General features: G+C 75.1%; 15 protein-coding genes and 2 rRNA genes. 11 read left to right on the top strand and 6 right to left on the bottom strand.

Annotation, left to right across the window (positions count from 1 at the left end):
- Window position 1 precedes the first annotated feature (1 nt).
- The 4 genes from pflA to MHY85_RS06240 all read right to left on the bottom strand — a co-directional run bounded on the left by pflA (window position 2) and on the right by MHY85_RS06240 (window position 7,534).
- Window positions 2–889 carry a pyruvate formate-lyase-activating protein gene (gene pflA / locus MHY85_RS06255; protein ID WP_239194257.1) on the bottom strand — a complete coding sequence of 296 codons (888 nt, stop codon included), beginning with the start codon at window positions 887–889 and terminating at the stop codon, window positions 2–4.
- A 106-nt stretch (window positions 890–995) separates the two neighbouring features.
- Window positions 996–3,263 carry a formate C-acetyltransferase gene (gene pflB / locus MHY85_RS06250; RefSeq protein ID WP_239194255.1) on the bottom strand — a complete coding sequence of 756 codons (2,268 nt, stop codon included), beginning with the start codon at window positions 3,261–3,263 and terminating at the stop codon, window positions 996–998.
- 161 nt (window positions 3,264–3,424) lie between these two features.
- Window positions 3,425–5,320 carry a 1-deoxy-D-xylulose-5-phosphate synthase gene (gene dxs, locus MHY85_RS06245; protein WP_239194253.1) on the bottom strand — a complete coding sequence of 632 codons (1,896 nt, stop codon included), beginning with the start codon at window positions 5,318–5,320 and terminating at the stop codon, window positions 3,425–3,427.
- Window positions 5,321–5,464: 144 nt separating this feature from the next.
- On the bottom strand, window positions 5,465–7,534 hold the full coding sequence (locus tag MHY85_RS06240) for a glycogen debranching N-terminal domain-containing protein (protein ID WP_239194251.1): 2,070 nt from the start codon (window positions 7,532–7,534) through the stop codon (window positions 5,465–5,467).
- Window positions 7,535–7,724: 190 nt separating this feature from the next.
- On the opposite strand from MHY85_RS06240, the gene MHY85_RS06235 reads away from it, so the two are divergent.
- From MHY85_RS06235 to MHY85_RS06185, 11 genes are all read left to right on the top strand, one after another.
- On the top strand, window positions 7,725–8,753 hold the full coding sequence (locus tag MHY85_RS06235) for a LacI family DNA-binding transcriptional regulator (RefSeq protein ID WP_239194249.1): 1,029 nt from the start codon (window positions 7,725–7,727) through the stop codon (window positions 8,751–8,753).
- A gap of 36 nt (window positions 8,754–8,789) precedes the next feature.
- A complete protein-coding gene (locus tag MHY85_RS06230; RefSeq protein WP_239194247.1) occupies window positions 8,790–10,064 on the top strand; it encodes an extracellular solute-binding protein in 1,275 nt (424 codons plus the stop codon).
- Window positions 10,065–10,068: 4 nt separating this feature from the next.
- Window positions 10,069–11,253: a carbohydrate ABC transporter permease gene (locus tag MHY85_RS06225; protein WP_239194245.1), complete on the top strand. Its 1,185-nt coding sequence runs from the start codon at window positions 10,069–10,071 to the stop codon at window positions 11,251–11,253.
- Complete coding sequence (locus tag MHY85_RS06220) at window positions 11,250–12,170, top strand: carbohydrate ABC transporter permease (RefSeq protein ID WP_239194243.1); 921 nt, start codon at window positions 11,250–11,252, stop codon at window positions 12,168–12,170. The genes MHY85_RS06225 and MHY85_RS06220 overlap by 4 nt, the downstream gene beginning before the upstream one ends.
- Window positions 12,171–12,264: 94 nt before the next feature.
- Window positions 12,265–13,719, top strand: a complete 1,455-nt coding sequence (locus MHY85_RS06215; protein ID WP_239194241.1) for a GuaB1 family IMP dehydrogenase-related protein — start codon at window positions 12,265–12,267, stop codon at window positions 13,717–13,719.
- A 95-nt stretch (window positions 13,720–13,814) separates the two neighbouring features.
- Window positions 13,815–14,519: a type 1 glutamine amidotransferase gene (locus MHY85_RS06210; RefSeq protein ID WP_239194239.1), complete on the top strand. Its 705-nt coding sequence runs from the start codon at window positions 13,815–13,817 to the stop codon at window positions 14,517–14,519.
- The gene (locus tag MHY85_RS06205) at window positions 14,516–15,250 is read left to right on the top strand and encodes a CoA pyrophosphatase (protein ID WP_239194237.1); all 735 of its coding nucleotides are present in this window, start codon (window positions 14,516–14,518) and stop codon (window positions 15,248–15,250) included. The genes MHY85_RS06210 and MHY85_RS06205 overlap by 4 nt, the downstream gene beginning before the upstream one ends.
- Window positions 15,251–15,442: 192 nt before the next feature.
- Window positions 15,443–16,999 carry an MATE family efflux transporter gene (locus MHY85_RS06200; RefSeq protein ID WP_239194235.1) on the top strand — a complete coding sequence of 519 codons (1,557 nt, stop codon included), beginning with the start codon at window positions 15,443–15,445 and terminating at the stop codon, window positions 16,997–16,999.
- A 9-nt stretch (window positions 17,000–17,008) separates the two neighbouring features.
- Window positions 17,009–17,908, top strand: a complete 900-nt coding sequence (locus MHY85_RS06195) for an EI24 domain-containing protein (protein ID WP_304518912.1) — start codon at window positions 17,009–17,011, stop codon at window positions 17,906–17,908.
- Between the two features lie 160 nt (window positions 17,909–18,068).
- Window positions 18,069–19,016 carry an aminoglycoside phosphotransferase family protein gene (locus tag MHY85_RS06190; protein ID WP_239194233.1) on the top strand — a complete coding sequence of 316 codons (948 nt, stop codon included), beginning with the start codon at window positions 18,069–18,071 and terminating at the stop codon, window positions 19,014–19,016.
- A 150-nt stretch (window positions 19,017–19,166) separates the two neighbouring features.
- Window positions 19,167–19,589: a DUF1801 domain-containing protein gene (locus tag MHY85_RS06185; RefSeq protein WP_239194231.1), complete on the top strand. Its 423-nt coding sequence runs from the start codon at window positions 19,167–19,169 to the stop codon at window positions 19,587–19,589.
- A gap of 668 nt (window positions 19,590–20,257) precedes the next feature.
- On the opposite strand, the gene rrf is transcribed toward MHY85_RS06185, so the two are convergent.
- Together rrf and MHY85_RS06175 are read right to left on the bottom strand one after the other, a co-directional pair.
- Window positions 20,258–20,374 (bottom strand): 5S ribosomal RNA (gene rrf, locus MHY85_RS06180).
- A 98-nt stretch (window positions 20,375–20,472) separates the two neighbouring features.
- A 23S ribosomal RNA gene (locus tag MHY85_RS06175) occupies window positions 20,473–20,583 on the bottom strand; the annotation flags it as partial.

Below are 20,583 nucleotides of genomic sequence, written 5' to 3'. Positions count from 1 at the left end.
GTCAGAACACCGTCAGCCCGCGGTCCCGGAACTGCTGCCGCACCCGCGCCACCAGCTCCGGGCTCGGCGGCTGGGTGTCCTCCAGCTCGTACGCCATGCCCAGGCTCTGCCACTTGTCCCGCCCCATCTGGTGGAACGGCAGCACCTCGACCCGGCTGACGGTGGACAGCGTGGCGACGTAGTCGGCGACCGCGTCGACGTTCTCCGGCGCGTCGGTGAGCCCGGGCACGAGCACGAACCGGATCCAGATCTCGGTCCCGCTCGCGGCGACCCGGCGGCCGAAGTCGAGGGTCGGCTGCAGGTCCCGGCCGGTGGTCTTCCTGTACGTCTCGGGGATGCCCGACTTCACGTCGAGCAGCACCAGGTCGATGTCGGCGAGCATCGCGTCCGAGCAGTGCGCGCCGAGGTAGCCGGAGGTGTCGATCGCGGTGTGCACGCCGAGCTCCTTGGCCCCGCGCAGCAGCCGGGCGACGAAGGCCGGCTGCATCAGCGGCTCGCCGCCGGAGATCGTCAGGCCGCCGCCGGTGACCGCGAACACCGGGACGTACCGCCGGATCCGGCGCAGCAGCTCCTCGGCGAGCACCGGCTCGCCCCGCCGCATCTCCATGGTGTCGGGGTTGTGGCAGTACAGGCAGCGCAGCGGGCAGCCGGCCAGGAACGTGGTGAGCCGGGTCCCGGGGCCGTCGACCGCGGTGACGAGCTCCCAGGAGTGCAGCGAGCCGAGCTCGCCGGCGCGCATCTGCGCGAACTTCTCGCTGCGCTCGGCGTCGCTCACCGCGAGGCCCGCGGTGCCGGCCGTCGAGCGCTCGTGCGAGCCGCCCGTGACGGGCAGGCCGAGCTCGATCACCGGGGCGCCGACCTCGCCGACGACGGACTGGCTGCTGCTCATGGTCGCGACCTCCTCGCGGGGTCCTGCTGGGTGGTGCGGGTGGTGCGGTGGCGGGCCGCCCGGCCCGGGGCTGCTCCCCCGGGCCGGGCAGCGGTGCCGCTCGGCGTCAGATGCCGCCGTGGAACGTCCGGGACAGCACGTCGAGCTGCTGCTCGCGGGTCAGCCGCACGAAGTTCACGGCGTAGCCCGACACCCGGATGGTGAGCTGCGGGTACTTCTCGGGGTGCTCCATGGCGTCCTCGAGGGTGTCCCGGTTGAGGACGTTGACGTTCAGGTGGTACCCGGAGGACACGTTGTACGCGTCCATGAGGCCGACCAGGTTCGCCACCTGCTCCTCCTTGGTGCGGCCGAGGCCCGAGGGCACGACCGTCGAGGTGAGCGAGATGCCGTCCATCGCCTCGGAGTACGGCAGCTTCGCGACCGACATCGCGGAGGCGAGCATGCCGTGCGAGTCGCGCCCGTTCATCGGGTTGGCGCCCGGGGCGAACGGCTCGCCGGCGCGGCGGCCGTCGGGGGTGTTGCCCGTGGCCTTGCCGTAGACGACGTTCGAGGTGATGGTCAGCACCGACTGGGTGTGCAGCGCGTTCCGGTAGGTCTTGTGCCGCCGGATCTTCTCCATGAACGCCTTGGTGATGCCCACGGCGATGTCGTCCGCGCGGTCGTCGTCGTTGCCGTACGTCGGGAAGTCGCCCTCGATCACGTAGTCCGTGACCAGGCCGTCCTCGTCGCGCACCGGCGTGACCTTGGCGTACTTGATCGCCGACAGCGAGTCCGCGACGACCGACAGGCCGGCGATGCCGCAGGCCATGGTCCGCAGGATCTGGCGGTCGTGCAGCGCCATCTCGAGCCGCTCGTACGCGTACTTGTCGTGCATGTAGTGCACGCAGTTCAGCGCGTCGACGTAGGTCTCGGCCAGCCAGTCGAGCAGCTTGTCGTACTTCGCCGCCACGTCCTCGTAGTCCAGGACGTCGCCCTCGACCGGCGCGGACACCGGCGCGACCTGCTTGCCGGACACCTCGTCGCGGCCGCCGTTGATGGCGTACAGCAGCGCCTTGGCGATGTTCACCCGGGCGCCGAAGAACTGCATCTGCTTGCCGACCCGCATCGGGGACACGCAGCAGGCGATCGCGGCGTCGTCGCCCCAGGAGGTGCGGATGAGGTCGTCCGACTCGTACTGGATCGCGGAGGTGTCGATCGAGACCTGGGCGCAGAACTTCTTGAAGCCCTCGGGCAGGCGGTTGCTCCACAGCACGGTCAGGTTCGGCTCGGGGGCCGGGCCGACGTTGTACAGCGTCTGCAGGAACCGGAACGACGACTTGGTGACGAGCGGGCGCCCGTCCTCGCCGATGCCGCCGATCGACTCGGTGACCCAGGTCGGGTCGCCGGAGAACAGCTGGTCGTACTCCGGGGTCCGCAGGAACCGGACGATGCGCAGCTTGATGACGAAGTCGTCGATCAGCTCCTGCGCGAACTCCTCGGTGATCGCGCCCGACGCGAGGTCGCGCTGCAGGTACACGTCGAGGAACGTGGAGGTGCGGCCCAGCGACATCGCCGCGCCGTTCTGCTCCTTCACGGCGCCCAGGTAGGCGAAGTACAGCCACTGCACGGCCTCGCGGGCGGTGGTCGCCGGGCGGGAGATGTCGTAGCCGTACGACGCGGCCATCTGCTTGAGCTCGACGAGCGCGCGGATCTGCTCGGCGTTCTCCTCGCGGTCGCGGATGACGTCCTCGACCGAGGGCTCCATGTCCATCTCGTGCCGCTCGAGGCGCTTGGCCTCGATCAGCGCGTCGACGCCGTACAGCGCCACGCGGCGGTAGTCGCCGATGATGCGGCCGCGGCCGTAGGCGTCCGGCAGGCCGGTGATGAGGTGCGAGGAGCGCGCGGCCCGGACGTTCGGGGGGTACACGTCGAAGACGCCGTCGTTGTGCGTCTTGCGGTACGTGGTGAAGATCGTGGCGACCTGGGGGTCGACCTCGTAGCCGTAGGTCTCGAGGCTCTTCTCGACCATGCGCCACCCGCCGTTGGGGATCATGGCGCGCTTGAGCGGGGCGTCGGTCTGCAGGCCGACGATCAGCTCGTTCTCCTGGTCGATGTAGCCGGCCGGGTGCGACACGATCGTCGACGGGGTGTGGTTGTCGATGTCGTAGACGCCCTTGGCCCGCTCGGCCGGGAACATCTCGCTGAGCTTCGCCCAGATGCCGGTGGTGCGCTCCGTGGGGCCGGCGAGGAAGTCGGCCTCGCCGGTGTACGGCGTGTAGTTGCGCTGGATGAAGTCGCGGACGTCGATCCCGTCACACCAGGGTCCGGTGACGAAGCCGTCCCAGGCCGGCGCGGTGGCGTCGGTCCCGGTGGGGGTTGTTGCTGTGGTGGACATCTGAAGCTCCCTCGCTGAGTGCGTCGTACTCGTGACGCTATTCACGAGGTCATGGGATGTCTTGGGACCGAGGTCCCTCCTCCCCGCCGAGGGCCCGGGACGGGCGCGTGACGGTGCTCACGTCGGGGACCGAGGGCCCGGGAGCGGGCCCCCGACCCGCGTCAGGACGCCGCGCCGAGCGCCGCGAGCACGTCGCGCGCGAGGTCCGGCGCGGTGAGCCGCAGCCCGGTCAGGAGCTCGTCCCGGCTCGCGTGCTCGAGGTAACGGCGCGGCACCCCGAACGCCTGCACCGGCGTCGCGATCCCGGCGTCCCGCGCCCGGAGCCCGACCGCCGAGCCGATGCCGCCCTCGCGCACGCCGTCCTCGATCGTCACGGCGTGGTCGTGCTCCCCCACCAGCTTCACCAGCGCCGCCGGCACCGGCAGCACCCACCGGGGGTCGACGACCGTGACCCGGAGCCCGTGCTGGGCCAGCAGCTCCCCCAGCGCCAGCGCCGTGCGCGCCATCGCGCCGACGCCGCACACCAGCACGGACCGCGCCCCGTGCGGGCCGTCCGCCGCGCCGCCGTGCCGCGCCAGCACGTCGACGCCGTCCACGTCGTCGACCGCGGGCAGCCCCTCGGTCAGCGCCCCCTTCGGGTAGCGCACCACCGTGGGCGCGTCGTCCACGTCGACGGCCGCGCGCAGCGCCGCCCGCAGCGTCTCCTCGTCGCGGGGAGCCGCGAGCCGCAGCCCGGGGACGACGCCCAGCACCGCCAGGTCCCACACGCCGTTGTGCGAGGCGCCGTCGTCCCCGGTGAGCCCGGCGCGGTCCAGCACGAACGTCACGCCCGCGCGGTGCAGGCCCACGTCCATGAGCACCTGGTCGAACGCGCGGTTCAGGAACGTCGCGTACACCGCCACCACCGGGTGCAGCCCCGCGAACGCCATGCCCGCGGCCGTCGTCACGGCGTGCTGCTCCGCGATCCCGACGTCGAACGTCCGGCCCGGGAACGCCTCGGCGAACGGCGCGAGCCCGACCGGCTGCAGCATCGCGGCCGTGATCGCGACGACGTCGGGGCGGCGGCGCCCGATCCGCACGATCTCGTCGGCGAACACCCCCGTCCAGCCGAACCGCGACGGCGCGACCGGCAGCCCGGTCTCGGGGTGGATCTGCCCCACGGCGTGGAACCGGTCCGCGACGTCCTGCTCGGCCGGCGTGTACCCCCGGCCCTTCTCGGTGATCACGTGCACGATGACCGGGCCGCCGAACGACCGCGCGCGGCGCAGCGCGAACTCCACCGCCGCCTCGTCGTGGCCGTCCACCGGGCCGACGTACTTGAGCCCCAGGTCCTCGAACATCCCCTGCGGGGCGACGACGTCCTTGATCCCCTTCTTCAGGCCGTGCAGCGCGTCGTACGCGATCCGCCCGGGCGGGCCGGACCGCTTCAGCGCCTGCTTGCCCCAGGACAGCACCGTCTCGTAGCCGCGGGTCGTGCGCAGCGCGTCCAGGTGCAGCGCGAGCCCGCCGATCGTCGGCGCGTACGACCGGCCGTTGTCGTTCACCACGACGACCAGCCGCCGGTCCGTGCCGTCGGCGACGTTGTTCAGCGCCTCCCAGGCCATGCCGCCGGTCAGCGCGCCGTCGCCGACCACCGCCACCACGTGCCGGTCGTCCCGGCCGGCCAGCGCGTTCGCCCGCGCGATGCCGTCGGCCCAGGACAGCGCCGTCGACGCGTGCGAGTTCTCCACCACGTCGTGCTCGGACTCCGCGCGGCTCGGGTAGCCGGACAGCCCGCCGCGCCGGCGCAGCCGGCCGAAGTCCTGCCGGCCGGTCAGCAGCTTGTGGACGTACGCCTGGTGGCCGGTGTCGAACACCAGCGTGTCCCGCGGCGACTCGAACACCCGGTGCAGCGCGATGGTCAGCTCGACGACGCCCAGGTTCGGACCCAGGTGCCCGCCCGTGCGGGACACCTGGTCGACCAGGTAGCCGCGGATCTCGGCGGCCAGCGCCCGCACCTGCCCCGCGGACAGCGCGCGCACGTCGGCCGGGGACCCGATCCCGTCCAGCAGCCCCATGTCCCACCGCCCGTCGCCGTCGTCCGCGCGGCTCGCGTCCGAGAAGACCCCACCCTAAAGGGCGGGGTCGCCCCGGGCGCGGGCGACGTGCCCACGACCGGGTGCGACCCCGAGGAGACCCTGCGGCGGCGCCGTGCGCCGCCGTCAGGACCGCAGGTGCACCGCCACGTCGGCCTCGGCCTCGACCTGCACCGAGCCGTCCGCACCGACCCGCACCGCGAGCGGCGCGCCGCCCAGGCGGAGCCCGCGCACGGCGACCGCCCCGAGGGGCGACGGCACCGGCGGCGCCACGGTCAGCCGGCCGCCGGGCACGTCGGGAGCCAGTCCGAGCGCCGCCCCGAGCACCGACACCGCCGCCGCGGCCGACCAGGCCTGCGGGCGGCACGCCGCGGGGTACGGCACGGCGCGCGGGACGGTGCCGCGGGCGTCGCCGCCGTAGAGCTCGGGCAGCCGCTGGTCGAAGTCCTGCGCGGCCGCGAGCAGCCCCTCCGCGAGCGCTGCCGCCTCCCGGGCGTGCCCGGCGCGCGCCAGGCCCTGCACGACGATCGCGGTGTCGTGCGGCCACACGGCGCCGCCGTGGTAGCGCAGCTCCCAGTAGCCGGCCGACTCCGTCGACATCGTGCGCAGGCCGTAGCCGGAGTCCATGTCCGGTCCGACGAGCCGCGCGGCGACCGTGGCCTCCTCCTCGGCAGACAGGATCCCGGTCCCCAGCAGGTGGCCGATGTTCGACGTCACCGTGTCGACGACGCGCTTGTCCGCGTCCAGCGCGATCCCGGGGTAGGCGCCGCGCTCGTCCGACGTCCAGAACGAGGCGCGGAACCGCTCGGCCAGCGCCGCCGCCCACGCGCGCCACCGGTCGCCGCCCCCGCGCCCGAACGCGTCGAGCAGCGCGGCGCCGGCGACGGCGGCCTCGTGGGCGTAGCCCTGCACCTCGGCCAGCGCGATGGGGCCGGTCGCCAGCCCGCCGGTCTTCCACTGCACCGAGTCGCCCGAGTCCTTCCAGCCCTGGTTCGCCAGGCCGGAGCCGGTCTCGTCGACGTACTCGAGGAAGCCGTCGCCGTCCGAGTCGCCGTGGTCGGACATCCACGCCAGCGCGCGCTCCATCGCGGGCAGCAGCGCCTCGACCTCGTCCGCCGGCATGCCCCAGCGCCAGGCGTCGTGCAGCAGGCAGACCCACAGCGGCGTCGCGTCGACCGTGCCGTAGTACACCGGCGGCAGCACGGTGCCCTCGCCGGGCATCGACAGCTCGGCGCGGCGCACCTCGTGCAGGATCTTGCCGGGCTGCTCGGCGGTGGCGGGGTCGACCGTCGTGCCCTGCAGCGCCGCGAGCGTGCGCAGCGTCCCCGCCGCGAGCTCGGTGCCGAGCGGCAGCAGCATGCGCGCCGCCCAGATCGAGTCCCGGCCGAACAGGGTGAAGAACCACGGGGCGCCCGCGGCGAGGAACACGTCGTCCGGCGCGAACCGGGCGCTCAGGCGCAGCGTGCCGAGGTCGGCGAGCGCCTGGTCGAGCAGGGCGGGCAGCCGGCGGTCGGCCGCGTCGACGTGCAGCGGCTGCCACTCGGGCTCGGCGCGGCGCGGCGCCGTGACCGGGCCGGCCGCGTCCGTGACGTCGAGGGTCCAGGCGACCGCGACCGGCGCCCCGGTCGTCGCCGTCAGGTCCCAGGCCAGCCGCACGGTCCCGTCCGCGTCCATCGCGACGTCCGCGCCCGGCGCGGACAGCACCGCCGCCACGTCCGCGTCGGCCTGCCAGCGCGCGCCGTCGCCCGTGCGCTCGGGTGCCGGCGCGTCGCCGACCGGCGAGCCCGACTTGATCCAGTCCATCGGCGTCCCGTCGGGGCGCACGGCCACCTCGAGGCGCGCGGCCACCGGCTCCGCCGTCGAGCAGGTCAGCGTCAGCGTCTCCGTCACCCGGCCCGGGACGACCTCGCGCAGCCGCTCCAGGCGCGCGGTCGGGTCCGCGCCCGGGCCGTCGACCGAGCGGGCGAGCAGCACCGTGCGGGCCCGCCCGGCGCCGTCCGGCCCCGACGCGACCGCCTCGGGCACCGCACCGCCGACGGTCAGCCGGGCGCCGGACAGCACCCGGACGTCGCCGTGGTAGACGCCCTGGGCGCCGCGGCCGTCCACCAGGCCGATCTGGCCGTCGGCGTCCGACCACGCCTGCGTGGGGGCGTGGACCGCGACCAGCAGGTCGTGCAGCAGGGGCTGGAGCTCCATGGGTACCTCGTCGTTCGGGAGGGGCGTGCGGTGGTCAGGTGGGCGTCCGCCGAGACCGGATCGTGACCCGGCCGGGGCCCGCCCGGCTTGACAGGCCCGGGGGCGCTGGCAACTCTAGGGGCATCCGTTTGAGCGTTCCAATCGCAACTTGGAACGATCATATGCCCACCGACCGACGCGAGGGAGCGCCATGGACGCCACGACCCGGCCGACGCTGGAGAGCGTCGCTCTGCGCGCCGGCGTGTCCCGCCAGACGGTGTCCAACGTGCTCAACGCCCCGCACCTCGTGCGCGCCGACACCACCGAGCGCGTCCGCGCGGCCATCGACGCCCTGGGCTACCGCCCCTCCTCCGCGGCACGCCAGCTCCGCACCGGGCGGTCCCGCGTCCTCGGCCTGCGCCTCGAGCCCGTGCACGACGGCATCAACGGCGCCGTGCTCGACCGGTTCCTGCACGCGCTCACCGAGAGCGCCCAGGCCCGCGGCTACCGGGTGATGCTGTTCACCGCCCCCGACGACGACCGCGAGATCGCCCAGTACAGCGAGCTGCTGGACACCGCCGACCTCGACGCCTTCGTCCTCACCAGCACCCACCGCGACGACCGGCGCGCCGCGTGGCTCGCCGAGCGCGACGTGCCGTTCGTGACGTTCGGCCGGCCGTGGGGCGAGCGGCCCGAGGGCGCCGGCGCCCACCCGTGGGTCGACGTCGACGGCTCGGCCGGCACCCGCGCCGCCGTCGACCACCTGCGCCGCCTCGGCCACGAGCGCATCGCCTACCTCGGCTGGCCCGACGGGTCCGACGTCGGCGAGGACCGCGCCGCCGGCTGGGCGTCTGCGATGGTCGACGCCGGCCACGACGGCGGCCTGCTGCGCCGGCTGCACGCCCGTGTGCCCGACGGCGTCGCGGCCGGGGCCCAGGCCACCGAGCGGGTCCTCGCGGACGCCGCGCCCACCGCCGTGGTCTGCGCGTCCGACTCCCTCGCCCTCGGCGCGCTCACCGTCGCCCGCAGCCAGGGCACCACCCTCGCCGTGGTCGGCTTCGACGACACCCCCGTCGCCGCCGCCGTCGGCCTCACCTCCGTGGCCCAGCCGCTCACCGAGGCCGCGCACCGCGCCCTCGACCTCCTGCTCGACCAGCTCGACGGCACCGGCGGCACCCGCAGCCGCGCGGTCCTGCTGGCCCCGCACCTGGTCGAGCGCGCGTCCAGCCGCACGCCCTGACCCTCCGTGCACCACCCCCTGAAGGAGAGAACCCCCATGCAGCACCGCATCCCCGCCCGAGGGCGGCGCCTCCTCGCCGCCACCGCAGCCGGCGCGGCCGGCGTCCTCGCCCTGTCCGCCTGCGGCGGTGGCTCCGGCTTCGAGGACGACGGCGCCGACGCCGCGTCCACCGAGGGCGGCGGCTCGCTGAGCATCCTCATCGGCTCCTCCGGCGACGCCGAGACCGACGCGGTCAAGGCCGCCGTCGCCGCGTGGTCCGAGGAGTCCGGCGTCGACGCCACCGTGCAGGTCGCGTCCGACCTCACGCAGGAGCTCAGCCAGGGCTTCGCGTCCGGCGACCCGGCCGACGTGTTCTACGTCAGCGCCGACCAGTTCCAGACCTACGCCGCCAACGGCTCGCTCTACCCGTACGGCTCGGAGCTGGACAACGCCGACGACTTCTACCCGACCCTCGTCGACCAGTTCACGTACGACGACGAGCTCGTCTGCGCGCCCAAGGACTTCTCCACGCTCGGCCTCATCATCAACACCGCCGCGTGGGAGGCCGCCGGCCTGACCGACGCGGACGTCCCGACCACCTGGGACCAGCTCACCGACGTCGCCGGGACGCTCACCACCGGCGACCAGGTCGGCCTCGGGTTCTCCGGCGAGTACGCCCGCGTCGGCGCGTTCCTCGCCCAGGCCGGCGGCACGCTCGTCAGCGAGGACGGCACCGAGGCCACCGCCGACTCCCCCGAGAACGTCGAGGGCCTCACCTACGTCCAGCAGCTCCTCGCGTCCGGCTCCGCGGCCTACGCCGCCGACCTCGGCACCGGCTGGGGCGGCGAGGCGTTCGGCACCGGCGCCGCCGCGATGACCATCGAGGGCAACTGGATCACCGGCGCCATGGAGAACGACTACCCGGACGTCGGCTACCGCGTCGTCGAGCTGCCGGCCGGCCCGGCCGGGCAGGGCACCCTGCAGTTCACCAACTGCTGGGGCGTCGCCGCCGACTCCTCCAGCCAGTCCGACGCCGTCGACCTGGTGCAGTACCTGACCGCCACCGACCAGCAGCTCGCGTTCTCCGAGGCGTTCGGCGTCATGCCGTCCGTGCAGTCCGCGGCCGACGGCTGGAAGGAGCTGTTCCCGGAGATGACCGCGTTCATCGACTCGGCCGACTTCGCGCAGAACGTCGTCAACGCCCGCGGCGCCGCGGACGTCATCACCGACTTCAACGCCCAGCTCGAGGGCCTGAAGACCGGCGACCCGGCCGCGATCCTCGGCTCGGTGCAGACGAACCTGCAGGCCGTCCTCGACGAGAACGCGTCCTGACACCATGACCACGCAGGCGGCGGTGCCGCTCCGCCGCCGGTCGCGCGGCCCCGGGTCCGCCCGGGGCCGCGAGGCCGCGTCGGGGTGGCTGTTCCTCACCCCGATGCTCGTCATCCTGGGGCTGTTCCTGGTCGTGCCCGTGCTCATGGCGCTCTGGGTCAGCCTGTCCGACTGGACCGGCCGGGGCAGCCCGCTGGCGTCCGACGTCGGCTTCGTCGGGCTCGACAACTACGAGCGCCTGCTGCTCGGCGGCGGCCTCGCCACCCAGGACTTCGGCACGGCGATGCGCAACAACGCGTACTACGTCCTGCTCGTCGTCCCGCTGCAGACCGCGCTCGCCCTGTTCCTCGCGACGATGGTCAACCGCGCGGCGCTGCGCGGGAAGGGCTTCTTCCGGACGGCGTTCTACTTCCCGTCCGTGACGTCGTCGGTCGCCATCACGGTGCTCTGGCTGTTCCTGTTCTCGGCGTCGGGCACCATCAACGCGATCCTCGCGAAGCTGTCCATCACCGGCCCCAACTGGTTCAACGACCCGCAGGGCGTGATCCACCTGCTGCTCGGCACCCTCGGCGTCGACACCGCGCCGGTCGCGCTCGCCCAGCACGGGTTCCTCGGCATCTCGCTGTGGGAGTGGGCCGCGGGGCCGTCCGTCGCGATGACCGCGTTCATCCTGCTGGCGATCTTCACCACCTCCGGCACGTTCATGCTGCTGTTCCTCGCGGCGCTGCAGGCCGTCTCCGCCGAGGTCGAGGAGGCCGCGCTGATGGACGGGGCCAACGCCCGGCAGCGGTTCTTCCGGGTCACGCTGCCCATGCTGAAGCCCACCGTGTTCACCGTCGTGACCCTCGGCCTCATCGGCACCTGGCAGGTCTTCGACCAGATCTACACCGGCACGCAGGGCGGACCCGCGAAGACCACCCTCACCCCGGCGTACCTGTCGTACACCGCGGCGTTCCAGAACAACGAGTGGGGCCGCGGCGCCGCCATCGCGTTCGTGCTGTTCGGGATCATCGTCCTGCTCACCGTCCTGCAGCGGGTCGTCCTGCGCGAGCGCGACGTCCCCCGGCGCAAGCGGTTCCACCGCGACCCGCCCGCTCCCCCGGCCGCCGTCGCCGGGACGGCCGCGACGACCGGCGGCCCGGGCGCCGGCGCCACGACCTCCACCTCGACGACCGGGAGCGACCGATGACCGCCGCCACCGTCAGCAGCGGCACCCGGGGCGGTGCCCGCGGCGCGTCCGGCCCCGCGGGCGGCGCCGTCCCGCGGGCGCGCCGCAGCCGGCGCCGCCTGCTCGCGACGTCCTTCACCTACGCCGTGCTCGTCGTCCTGGCGCTGCTGTACGTCTACCCGTTCCTCATCCAGGTGGCGACGTCGTTCAAGACCGACGCCGAGGCCGCGCAGAACGCGATCTCGCTGATCCCCCAGACCTGGTCCACCGCGGCCTACGAGCGGCTGTTCCTGCGCTCCGACTTCCCGCTGTGGTTCCGGAACTCGGTGATCGTCACGGTCGTCGTCACGATCGGTCGGGTGTTCATCAACTCGCTCGCCGGGTACGCGCTGGCGCGGCTGCGGTTCCGGGGCCGCGGGCTCGTGTTCGCCGGCCTGGTCGCGGTCATGGCCGTGCCGAACGTCGTGCTGCTCATCCCGAAGTTCCTCGTGATCAAGCAGGTCGGCATCTACAACTCGTTCGCCGGCCTGATCATCCCGCTGCTCGCGGACGCCGCCGGCATCTTCATCATGAAGAACTTCTTCGAGTCGATCCCGCCGTCGGTCGAGGAGGCCGCCCGGATGGACGGCGCCGGCACGTTCCGGGTGTTCTGGTCCGTCGTGCTGCCGATGGCCCGGCCCGCGCTGGTCACCATCGTCATCCTGTCGTTCCAGGGCTCCTGGAACGAGCTGTCGCACTTCATCGTCGCGTCCCAGGACCCGCAGCTGGTCACGCTCACCAAGGGCGTCGCCCAGCTGGCGTCCGGACAGCTGTCCCAAGGCACGCAGTACCCGCTCAAGCTGGCCGCCGCGGCGATCATGACGATCCCCGTCGCCGTGCTGTTCTTCCTCTTCCAGAAGCGGATCATGAACCAGAGCGCCGGTGCTGTGAAGGAGTAGTGCCCGTCCCGCGGGGCCCCGGTGCGGGGTCCCGCGGTCCCGGGTGGGGGCCGCACGGCGCCCGGTAGCATCGGGCGGAAAGGGGAACACACCTATGCGCTTCCTGCCCGGGCACCAGCCCTCCTCCGACCTCACCTACGGCGACGTCTTCCTCGTCCCGTCCCGGTCCGAGGTCGCCTCCCGCTTCGACGTCGACCTGTCGTCCACCGACGGCACCGGCACCACGATCCCGGTCGTCGTCGCCAACATGACCGCCGTCGCCGGCCGCCGGATGGCCGAGACCGTGGCGCGCCGCGGCGGCCTCGCGGTCCTGCCGCAGGACGTGCCGACCGACGTCGTCGCCGACGTGGTCGCCTCCGTCAAGGCCAAGCACACCGTCGTCGAGAGCGCCGTGGTCGTGTCCCCGCAGGACACCGTGCACACCGCGCTCACCCTCATCGGCAAGCGCGCCCACGGCGCCGCGGTCGTCGTCGAGGGCGACCGGCCCGTCGGCGTGGTCACCCCCGCCGACTGCGAGGGCGTCGACCGGTTCACCCAGATCGCCGACGTCATGTCCGGCGACCCGACCACCGTCGAGCTGTCCGTCGTCGAGTCCGGCGGCACCGCCGGGCTGGAGGCCGCCTTCGAGCGGCTGCACGGCTCGCGCCGCAAGTTCTCCCCCGTCGTCCGCGACGGCCGCCTGGTCGGCGTGCTGACCCAGGTCGGCGCCCTGCGGTCGTCGATCTACACCCCGGCGCTCGACGCGCAGGGCCGCCTGCGGGTCGCCGCGGCCGTCGGCGTGAACGGGGACGTCAAGGGCAAGGCCGCCGCGCTGCTCGACGCCGAGGTCGACGTGCTCGTCGTCGACACCGCGCACGGCCACCAGCGCAAGATGCTCGACGCCCTCGAGGCCGTGCGCTCGCTCGACCCGCGGATCCCGGTCGTCGCCGGCAACGTCGTCACCGCCGAGGGCACCCGCGACCTCATCGCCGCGGGCGCCGACATCGTCAAGGTCGGCGTCGGCCCCGGCGCCATGTGCACCACGCGCATGATGACCGCCGTCGGGCGGCCGCAGTTCTCCGCGGTGCTCGAGTGCGCCGCGGCCGCGCGCGAGCTCGGCAAGCACGTCTGGGCCGACGGCGGCGTGCGGCACCCGCGCGACGTCGCCCTGGCCCTGGCCGCCGGCGCCTCGCAGGTCATGGTCGGGTCCTGGTTCGCCGGCACGCACGAGTCCCCCGGGGACCTGCACGCCGACGGGGACGGCCGGCTCTACAAGGAGAGCTTCGGCATGGCCTCGGCCCGCGCCGTCGCCGCGCGCACCCGCGGCGGGTCCGCGTTCGACCGGGCCCGCAAGGCGCTCTACGAGGAGGGCATCTCCTCCTCGCGGATGTACCTCGACCCCGAGCGCCCCGGCGTCGAGGACCTGATCGACCGGATCACCTCCGGTGTGCGGTCCTCCTGCACCTACGTGGGCGCCACCTCGCTCGACGAGTTCGCCGAGCGGGCGGTCGTCGGGATCCAGTCCGCCGCCGGGTACGACGAGGGCCGGCCGCTGCCCGACGGGTGGTGACCGGCGGGCCGCCGGGGCCCGGGGCGCACGTACTCCGGCCCCGGCGCGACGTCGGCGCCGCGGGCACCGCTGCGCCGACCGGTTAGGGTCGCGTCGTGAGCCAGCCGCGTCCCGTCCTCGTCCTCGCGCACGTCGCGCACGAGGGGCCGGGCCTCGTCGCCCGCGCGCTCGACGGCCTGCCGATCACGACGCGCACCGTGCTGGACGACCCGTCTCCGCGCCTGCCCGCCGTGGCCGATCTGGCCGGACTGGTCGTCATGGGCGGGCCCCAGGACGCCGACGACGACGCCGGCCACCCCGGCCTCGCCGCGGAGCGCCGGCTGCTCGCCGAGGCGGTGGAGGCCGGGCTGCCGACGCTGGGCGTGTGCCTCGGGATGCAGCTCCTGGCCCTGGCGCTCGGGGCGCCGCTGCACCGCCGGCACGGCACGGAGATCGGCTTCGCGCCCGTCGACGTCGTCGCGCACGACCCGCTCCTCGCGCCGGCCGGGCCGCGTCCGACCGTGCTGCACTGGCACGCCGACGCCGTCGACCTGCCCGCCGGGGCCACGCTGCTCGCGTCGACGGACGTCACCCCGGTGCAGGCGTTCCGCGCCGGCTCGGCGGTGGGCACGCAGTTCCACCTCGAGGTGGACGCGACGGTGCTGGACCTGTGGCTGTCCACCCCGCAGATGGTCGCCGACCTCGAGCCCGACGAGGTGGCGGCCATCCGGCTCGGCTCGCGGCAGCACCTCGCCGCGCTGCGACCCGGGGCGGACCTGGGTCTGGCGTCGTTCGCCGCGGCCGTCCGGGAGCGGGCGTGACGGTGCCGCCTCCGGCCGGGCCGGGGTCGGGCGCCGCCGCCGGGGCGCTGGCCGACCTGGTCGCGCTCTGCGCCCGGCGGCCGGTCTGGGCGCCCGACCCCGAGCGCGCCTTCGACGCACCACCCCCCGGCCGCGAGGCGCCGCACGCCCGACCCGTCCGGCGGTCCGCGGTGCTGGTCCTGTTCGGCGTCCTCGACGCCGCGGCCGCGCGCGCCGACCACCCGGCCGTCGCCGCCGACCTCGACGTGCTGCTCACCCGCCGCTCGCCGACCCTCAGCCACCACCCGGGCCAGGTGTCGTTCCCCGGCGGCGGGATCGACGCGACCGACGCCGGGCCGGAGGCGGCGGCGCTGCGCGAGGCCCGCGAGGAGACCGGCCTCGACCCTGCCGGCGTGCGGGTGCTGGGCACCCTGCCGCTGCTGCCGGTCACGGTGAGCCGGAACCTGGTCACCCCGGTGCTGGCGTGGTGGGACCGCCCCTCGGCCGTGGCGGCGGCCGACCCCGCCGAGACCGTCGACGTGTTCCGGGTGCCGGTGGCCGACCTGGTGGACCCCGCGCGGCGCGTCACGACGGTCCTGCGCCGCGGCGGCCACGAGTGGCGCGGGCCGGCGTTCGACGCCGACGGGGTGCTCGTGTGGGGCTTCACCGCGTTCATCCTCGACCGGCTGCTCGACGCGGTGGGGTGGGCCGTCCCGTGGGACGAGGGCCGGACGGTGCCCGCGCCGGTGTGACGCCGCCCGCGCAGGCGTGACGCCGCCCGCGCCGGTGCGACCTCGCCCGCAGGGCGCCGTCGAACGGGTGGAGTCACCGCAGAAACCTCTGGTCACCGGGCGTCGAAACGATACGATCGGTCCTGCGGCACGACGGCACGACCGGCGGCCGCCCCTCCCCCCACCCCCGCCCTGCCCCGGAGCACTCTCGTCATGGCCAAGGTCCTGACCGCCGGCAGTCCCTGGCGCGTCATCCTCGTGTTCGCCGTCCCCCTGCTGGTGGGCAACGTCGTCCAGCAGCTCTACCAGTTCGCCGACGCCGTCGTCGTCGGCCGCCACCTCGGCGTGGACGCGCTCGCCGCGGTCGGCGCCACCGGCAGCCTGCTGTTCCTGCTGCTCGGGTTCGCCTGGGGCATGACCTCGGGCTTCGCCATCCCGACGGCGCAGGCGTTCGGCGCCCGCGACGCCGCCGCCGTGCGCCGGTCGGTCGCCGCGGGCACGCTCCTCACGGGCGCCACGAGCGTGCTGCTGACGGTGGCGGCTCCCCTGCTCGCCGGCCCGGCGCTGGCCCTGCTGCGCACGCCCGACGTGCTCATGGCCGAGGCGACGACGTTCGCCCAGGTGAGCTTCCTCGGCGCGGGCGCGCTGATGTTCTTCAACTTCCTCGCGGCGATCATCCGCGCGATCGGGGACTCCCGGACCCCGCTGTGGTTCCTGACGCTGGCGTGCGTGCTGAACGTCGTCCTGGTGATGGTCATGGTCGGCCCGATGGACCTCGGGGTCGGCGGGGCCGCGCTCGCGACGGTGGTCTCCCAGGCGCTGTCCGTGGTGCTGTGCCTGGAGTACGTGCGCCGCCGGGTGCCGGTGCTGCACGTGCACCGCGCGGACTGGCGCGTCCCCCGGGCCGAGCTCGCCGAGCACCTGCGGCTCGGCCTGCCCATGGGGTTCCAGGCGTCGATCATCGCGATCGGCACCCTCGCGGTGCAGGTGCGGCTGAACACCCTGGGCGCGGACGCGGTGGCGGCGTACACGACGGCGTCCCGGGTGGACGGCCTGGCGGTCGCGCTGCTGCAGTCGCTGGGGCTCGCGGTGTCGATGTTCGTCGCGCAGAACCTCGGCGGCGGCCGCCCCGACCGCATCCGGCAGGGCGTGGTCCAGGCGACCTGGCTCGCCGTGGCGGGCTCGGCGGTCCTGGGGGTGGTGCTGTTCGCCTCGGGCGGCTGGCTCGTGCGGCTCTTCGTCGGCGACGGCGCGGCCGAGGTCGTCCGGCTCGCGACGCAGCTCCTGCACGTCAACGCCGCCCTGTACGCGGTCCTGGGCGTGCTGTTCGTGCTCCGCGGCGCCCTGCAGGGCCTCGGCCGCACCGGCGTCCCCACGCTCACCGGCGTGATCGAGCTGGCGATGCGGGTGGGCGCCGCCGTCGTGCTCGGGGCGGCGTTCGGCTACCTCGGCGTGGTGTGGGGCAACCCGCTCGCGTGGGCCGGCGCCGTGGTGCTCCTCGTGCCCGCGTACCTGCGCGCGCACCGGGCGCTCGCGCACGCGCCGATCGCGCCGCTGGACCGGGTCGGGTCCACGCCGGTACCGGTGCCCGTGGAGGGCCCGACGGACGGGTCGATGGTCGTGGACGCGGTCGTGCCGCTGCCCGCCGACGGCACGGGCACCACCCGCCCGGCCGACGCCGCGCGCCCCGTGCCCGGGCCGGCCGTGCCGACCCCGGCCGCGGGGGCCGACGACGCCCTCCGGCGGCGGGACGACGTGCCCGCGACCTAGGCTGCCCGCATGCACGAGTTCCTCGCGGGCGTCCGCCTGCTCGGCGGCGGCTGGACCTGGTGGCGGCGGCGACCCGGCGCGATGGCGCGCGGGCTCATCCCCGCGGTGATCGTGGGGGCCGTCGTCCTCGCGGCGCTGACCGCGCTCGTGGCGAACCTCGGCACGATCGGCGAGCGGCTGACGCCGTTCGCGGACGGCTGGTCGCCGGCCTGGGAGCAGGCCGCGGAGCTCGCCGCGCAGGGCGTGGTGCTCGTGGCCGTCGTGGTCCTGGTCGTCGTGACGTTCACCGCGCTGACGCTCACGGTCGGCGAGCCGTTCTACGACCGGATCTGGCGCGCGGTCGAGCAGGACACGACCGGCACCGTCCCCGACGGCTCGACCGGCGTGTGGCGCGGCGCCGTCGACGGCCTGGCGCTGGTCGCGCGCGGCCTGGTCGCCGCCGCGGCCGCCGGGCTGCTCGGGCTGGTCCCGGTCGTCGGGGCGCCGCTCGGCTGGATCACCGGCGTCACGCTCACCGGGTGGGTCCTCGCGCACGAGCTGTCGTCCCGCGCCCTCGTCGCCCGGGGCCTGTCCCGCCGGGAGCGGAACGCGCTGCTCCGCGGGCACCGGGCGCGCGCGCTCGGGTTCGGGGTGGCGACCCAGCTGTGCTTCCTCGTCCCCGGCGGTGCGGTCGCGACGATGCCCGCCGCGGTGGCCGGGTCGACCCTGCTGGCGCAGTCGGTGCTGCCGCGGGGGGCGGTGGCGACCGCCCGGGCGGGTGCCGCCGGCGCCGGGGCGCCGGGCACCACGGGGGCCGGCGCCGCCGTGCCCGGTGCCACCGGGCCGGGTGCTACCGGGCCGGGTGCTACCGGGCCGGGTGCCACGGGGCCGGGTGCCACGGCGCCGGTGGACGCGCCTCGCCGCCCCTGAGCTCCCGCACGTCCGTCCCCCGCACGTGCCGCGGCGCCCGCGCCGGTGCTGCCCGGCGGGCCGCCGCCGAGGTCGGCGGGCCGCCGCCGAGGTGTAGCGTGGCCGGTCGCGCCAGCGCTGCCCGGTCCCTGGCGGCGCACCAGCCCGAGGAGCCGCCGTCGTGCCCGTGAAGCCACCCGCCGAGGTCGACCTGACGACCGCGCTGGTCCGCGGGCTGCTCGCGGACCAGCACCCTGACCTCGCCGCGCTCCCCGTCCGGCCGGCCGTGCACGGCTGGGACAACGCGACCTTCCGGCTCGGCGACGACCTCGCGGTGCGCCTCCCCCGGCGCGAGGCAGCGGCGCACCTCCTCGAGCACGAGCAGCGCTGGCTCCCGGTCCTCGCGGCGCTGTGCCCCGTGCCGGTGCCCGCCCCCGTCCGGGTGGGCCGGCCGAGCGAGCGCTTCCGCTGGTCCTGGAGCGTCGTCCCCTGGGTCGCCGGCGAGCACGCCGCGGACGAGCCGGTCGCCGACCGCGCGCGCTGGGCGGACGGTCTCGCCGAGGCGCTCGACGCGCTGCACGTCGCCGCGCCGGCCACCGCGCCGGTCAACCCCGTCCGCGGTGGCGCGCTCGCCGGGCGCGCCGCGGCGCTGCGCGCCCGGGTGGACGCGGGGCACCTCGACGGCTTCGGGCCCGGCGCGCGCGCCCAGGTGGGCAGCATCTGGCACGACGCCCTCGCCGCCCTCGCCTGGCCGGGACCACCGGTGTGGGTGCACGGCGACCCGCACCCGGCGAACCTCGTCGCCCGGGACGGGCGGCTCGCCGGGCTGCTCGACTTCGGGGACGTCACGGCCGGCGACCCGGCGTGCGACCTCGCGACCGCGTGGCTCACCTTCGACGACGCGGGCCGGGCCGCGTTCCGCGCCCGCGTGGACGCGCTCGCCGACGCCCGTGGGCCCGCCGACCCCGGGCGCTGGCAGCGCGCGGCCGGGTGGGCGCTCGTCATGGCGTCGGCGATGGTCACCCACGGCGACGACGACCCGGTGATCGGCGCCATCGGGACGCACGCCCTCGGCGAGCTGCTCCGCACGGGACGACCCGGGGACCGGCGCGGCGCGAACCACCGCTGAGGCCGCACGGGCCGCCCCACCGAGCCCGGGCGGACGCGCACCCGGCCGGGACCACCGGCCACTGATCCCGCGTCCACCGGCCCCCGGGCTCCATCTCGGCGCCACCGGGGACCGCGGGGGCGGCGAGCCACGCCCGGCATGATGGGACGCATGGCCGACTCCCCCAAGACCGTGCCGACGGACGCCGACGTCAACGCCTTCCTCGACGCCGTCCGGCCCGACCGACGCCGCCGCGACGCCGAGCGCGCCCGCGCACTGTGCGAGCGGGTCACCGGGGAGCCGCCGGTCCTCTGGGGGCCGTCCATCGTCGGGTTCGGCTCCGCGCACTACCGGTACGCGTCAGGACGCGAGGGCGACTGGCCACCGGTGGCCTTCGCCCCGCGCACGACCGCGCTGACCTTCTACCTCATGGACGGCGTCGAGGCGCACGCCGCGGACCTGGCCGTGCTGGGCCCCCACACCGTGGGCGCGGGCTGCCTGTACCTGAAGGACCTCGACGCGGTGGACGGCGAGGCCCTCGAGCGCATCGTGGCCCGCAGCTGGCGAGCGCGCGGGACCAACCCCCGCGACTGAGACCACCCCGCCCGGGCCCGCGCACCTGCTGCCCCGCACGCGGGTCGCCGAGATGGCAACTCTCGGCTGTCCGCAGGGACGCGGGCACAGCCGAGAGTTGCCATCTCGGCGGGGCCGCACCCGCGCGGGCACGGGAGGCGAGCCGCCGAGCCGGCGTCCCGGGTCTGGGAGCACGAGGCCGTAGACAGACGCGACGCGCAGGCCCGGCGGGTGGCCGGGCGGCCCTGGGCGTCGCACACCCGCCCACGCAGCGCGCGCGTGGGGCGGCTGCCCCAGCGCCGTGCGGCCGCACGAGCGCCGTGCGGCTGCACGAGCGCCGTGCGGCTGCCCGAGCGCGGTGCGGCTGCCCGAGCGCGGTGGCTGCCCGAGCGCCGAGTCTGCAGTTCCGGTCTGTGGGCGAGGCGCCGTACGCAGACGCGCGGTGCAGAGTCGGCGGGTGGGACGCGCGCAGCGCCGGCGGGTCTGCCCCGGGGCGGGCGCGGGCCGCTGGGACGGGCGCCGCGCCGCGGGCGGACGGTGCCGGGTGCGGGGCCGGAGAGCCGGCAGGTGGTGCACGCTCGGCGGCGGACGTGCCGCTGGGCGGCATCGCCCGGTGCCCTCGGCGTCCGGTGTTCGGGTCCGGAAAACAGAGAAAGCCACCCCCGAAGGAGTGGCTTTCTCTGAATGATGTCCGGCGGCGTCCTACTCTCCCACACCCTGGCGAGTGCAGTACCATCGGCGCTGAAGGGCTTAGCTTCCGGGTTCGGAATGGGACCGGGCGTTTCCCCTTCGCTATGACCGCCGTAACTCTGTCGAACTTCTCAAACACGGGACACCCTCGATGTTCGAGGGTGCGTGTTCGTGGTTCGGGAACCGCACAGTGGACGCGTAGCAAAAAGTATGAGTGGTGAAGTTGTCGGCTTATTAGTACCGGTCAGCTGCGAGGGTCTTTCGTCCCCTCTTCCACATCCGGCCTATCTACCCGGTGGTCTAGCCGGGAGCCTCTCGGGGCAAG

The sequence above is a fragment of the Cellulomonas sp. ACRRI genome (genome assembly GCF_022346185.1).
GTDB lineage: Bacteria > Actinomycetota > Actinomycetes > Actinomycetales > Cellulomonadaceae > Cellulomonas.
This window is presented reverse-complemented; position numbering and strand designations above follow the sequence as displayed.

Bases quoted from the DNA above. Each gene is read 5' to 3' on its own strand.
- pflA (WP_239194257.1), bottom strand. From the start codon at position 889: ATGAGCAGCAGCCAGTCCGTCGTCGGCGAGGTCGGCGCCCCGGTGATC.
- pflB (WP_239194255.1), bottom strand. From the start codon at position 3,263: ATGTCCACCACAGCAACAACCCCCACCGGGACCGACGCCACCGCGCCG.
- dxs (WP_239194253.1), bottom strand. From the start codon at position 5,320: ATGGGGCTGCTGGACGGGATCGGGTCCCCGGCCGACGTGCGCGCGCTG.
- MHY85_RS06240 (WP_239194251.1), bottom strand. From the start codon at position 7,534: ATGGAGCTCCAGCCCCTGCTGCACGACCTGCTGGTCGCGGTCCACGCC.
- MHY85_RS06235 (WP_239194249.1), top strand. From the start codon at position 7,725: ATGGACGCCACGACCCGGCCGACGCTGGAGAGCGTCGCTCTGCGCGCC.
- MHY85_RS06230 (WP_239194247.1), top strand. From the start codon at position 8,790: ATGCAGCACCGCATCCCCGCCCGAGGGCGGCGCCTCCTCGCCGCCACC.
- MHY85_RS06225 (WP_239194245.1), top strand. From the start codon at position 10,069: ATGACCACGCAGGCGGCGGTGCCGCTCCGCCGCCGGTCGCGCGGCCCC.
- MHY85_RS06220 (WP_239194243.1), top strand. From the start codon at position 11,250: ATGACCGCCGCCACCGTCAGCAGCGGCACCCGGGGCGGTGCCCGCGGC.
- MHY85_RS06215 (WP_239194241.1), top strand. From the start codon at position 12,265: ATGCGCTTCCTGCCCGGGCACCAGCCCTCCTCCGACCTCACCTACGGC.
- MHY85_RS06200 (WP_239194235.1), top strand. From the start codon at position 15,443: ATGGCCAAGGTCCTGACCGCCGGCAGTCCCTGGCGCGTCATCCTCGTG.
- MHY85_RS06195 (WP_304518912.1), top strand. From the start codon at position 17,009: ATGCACGAGTTCCTCGCGGGCGTCCGCCTGCTCGGCGGCGGCTGGACC.
- MHY85_RS06185 (WP_239194231.1), top strand. From the start codon at position 19,167: ATGGCCGACTCCCCCAAGACCGTGCCGACGGACGCCGACGTCAACGCC.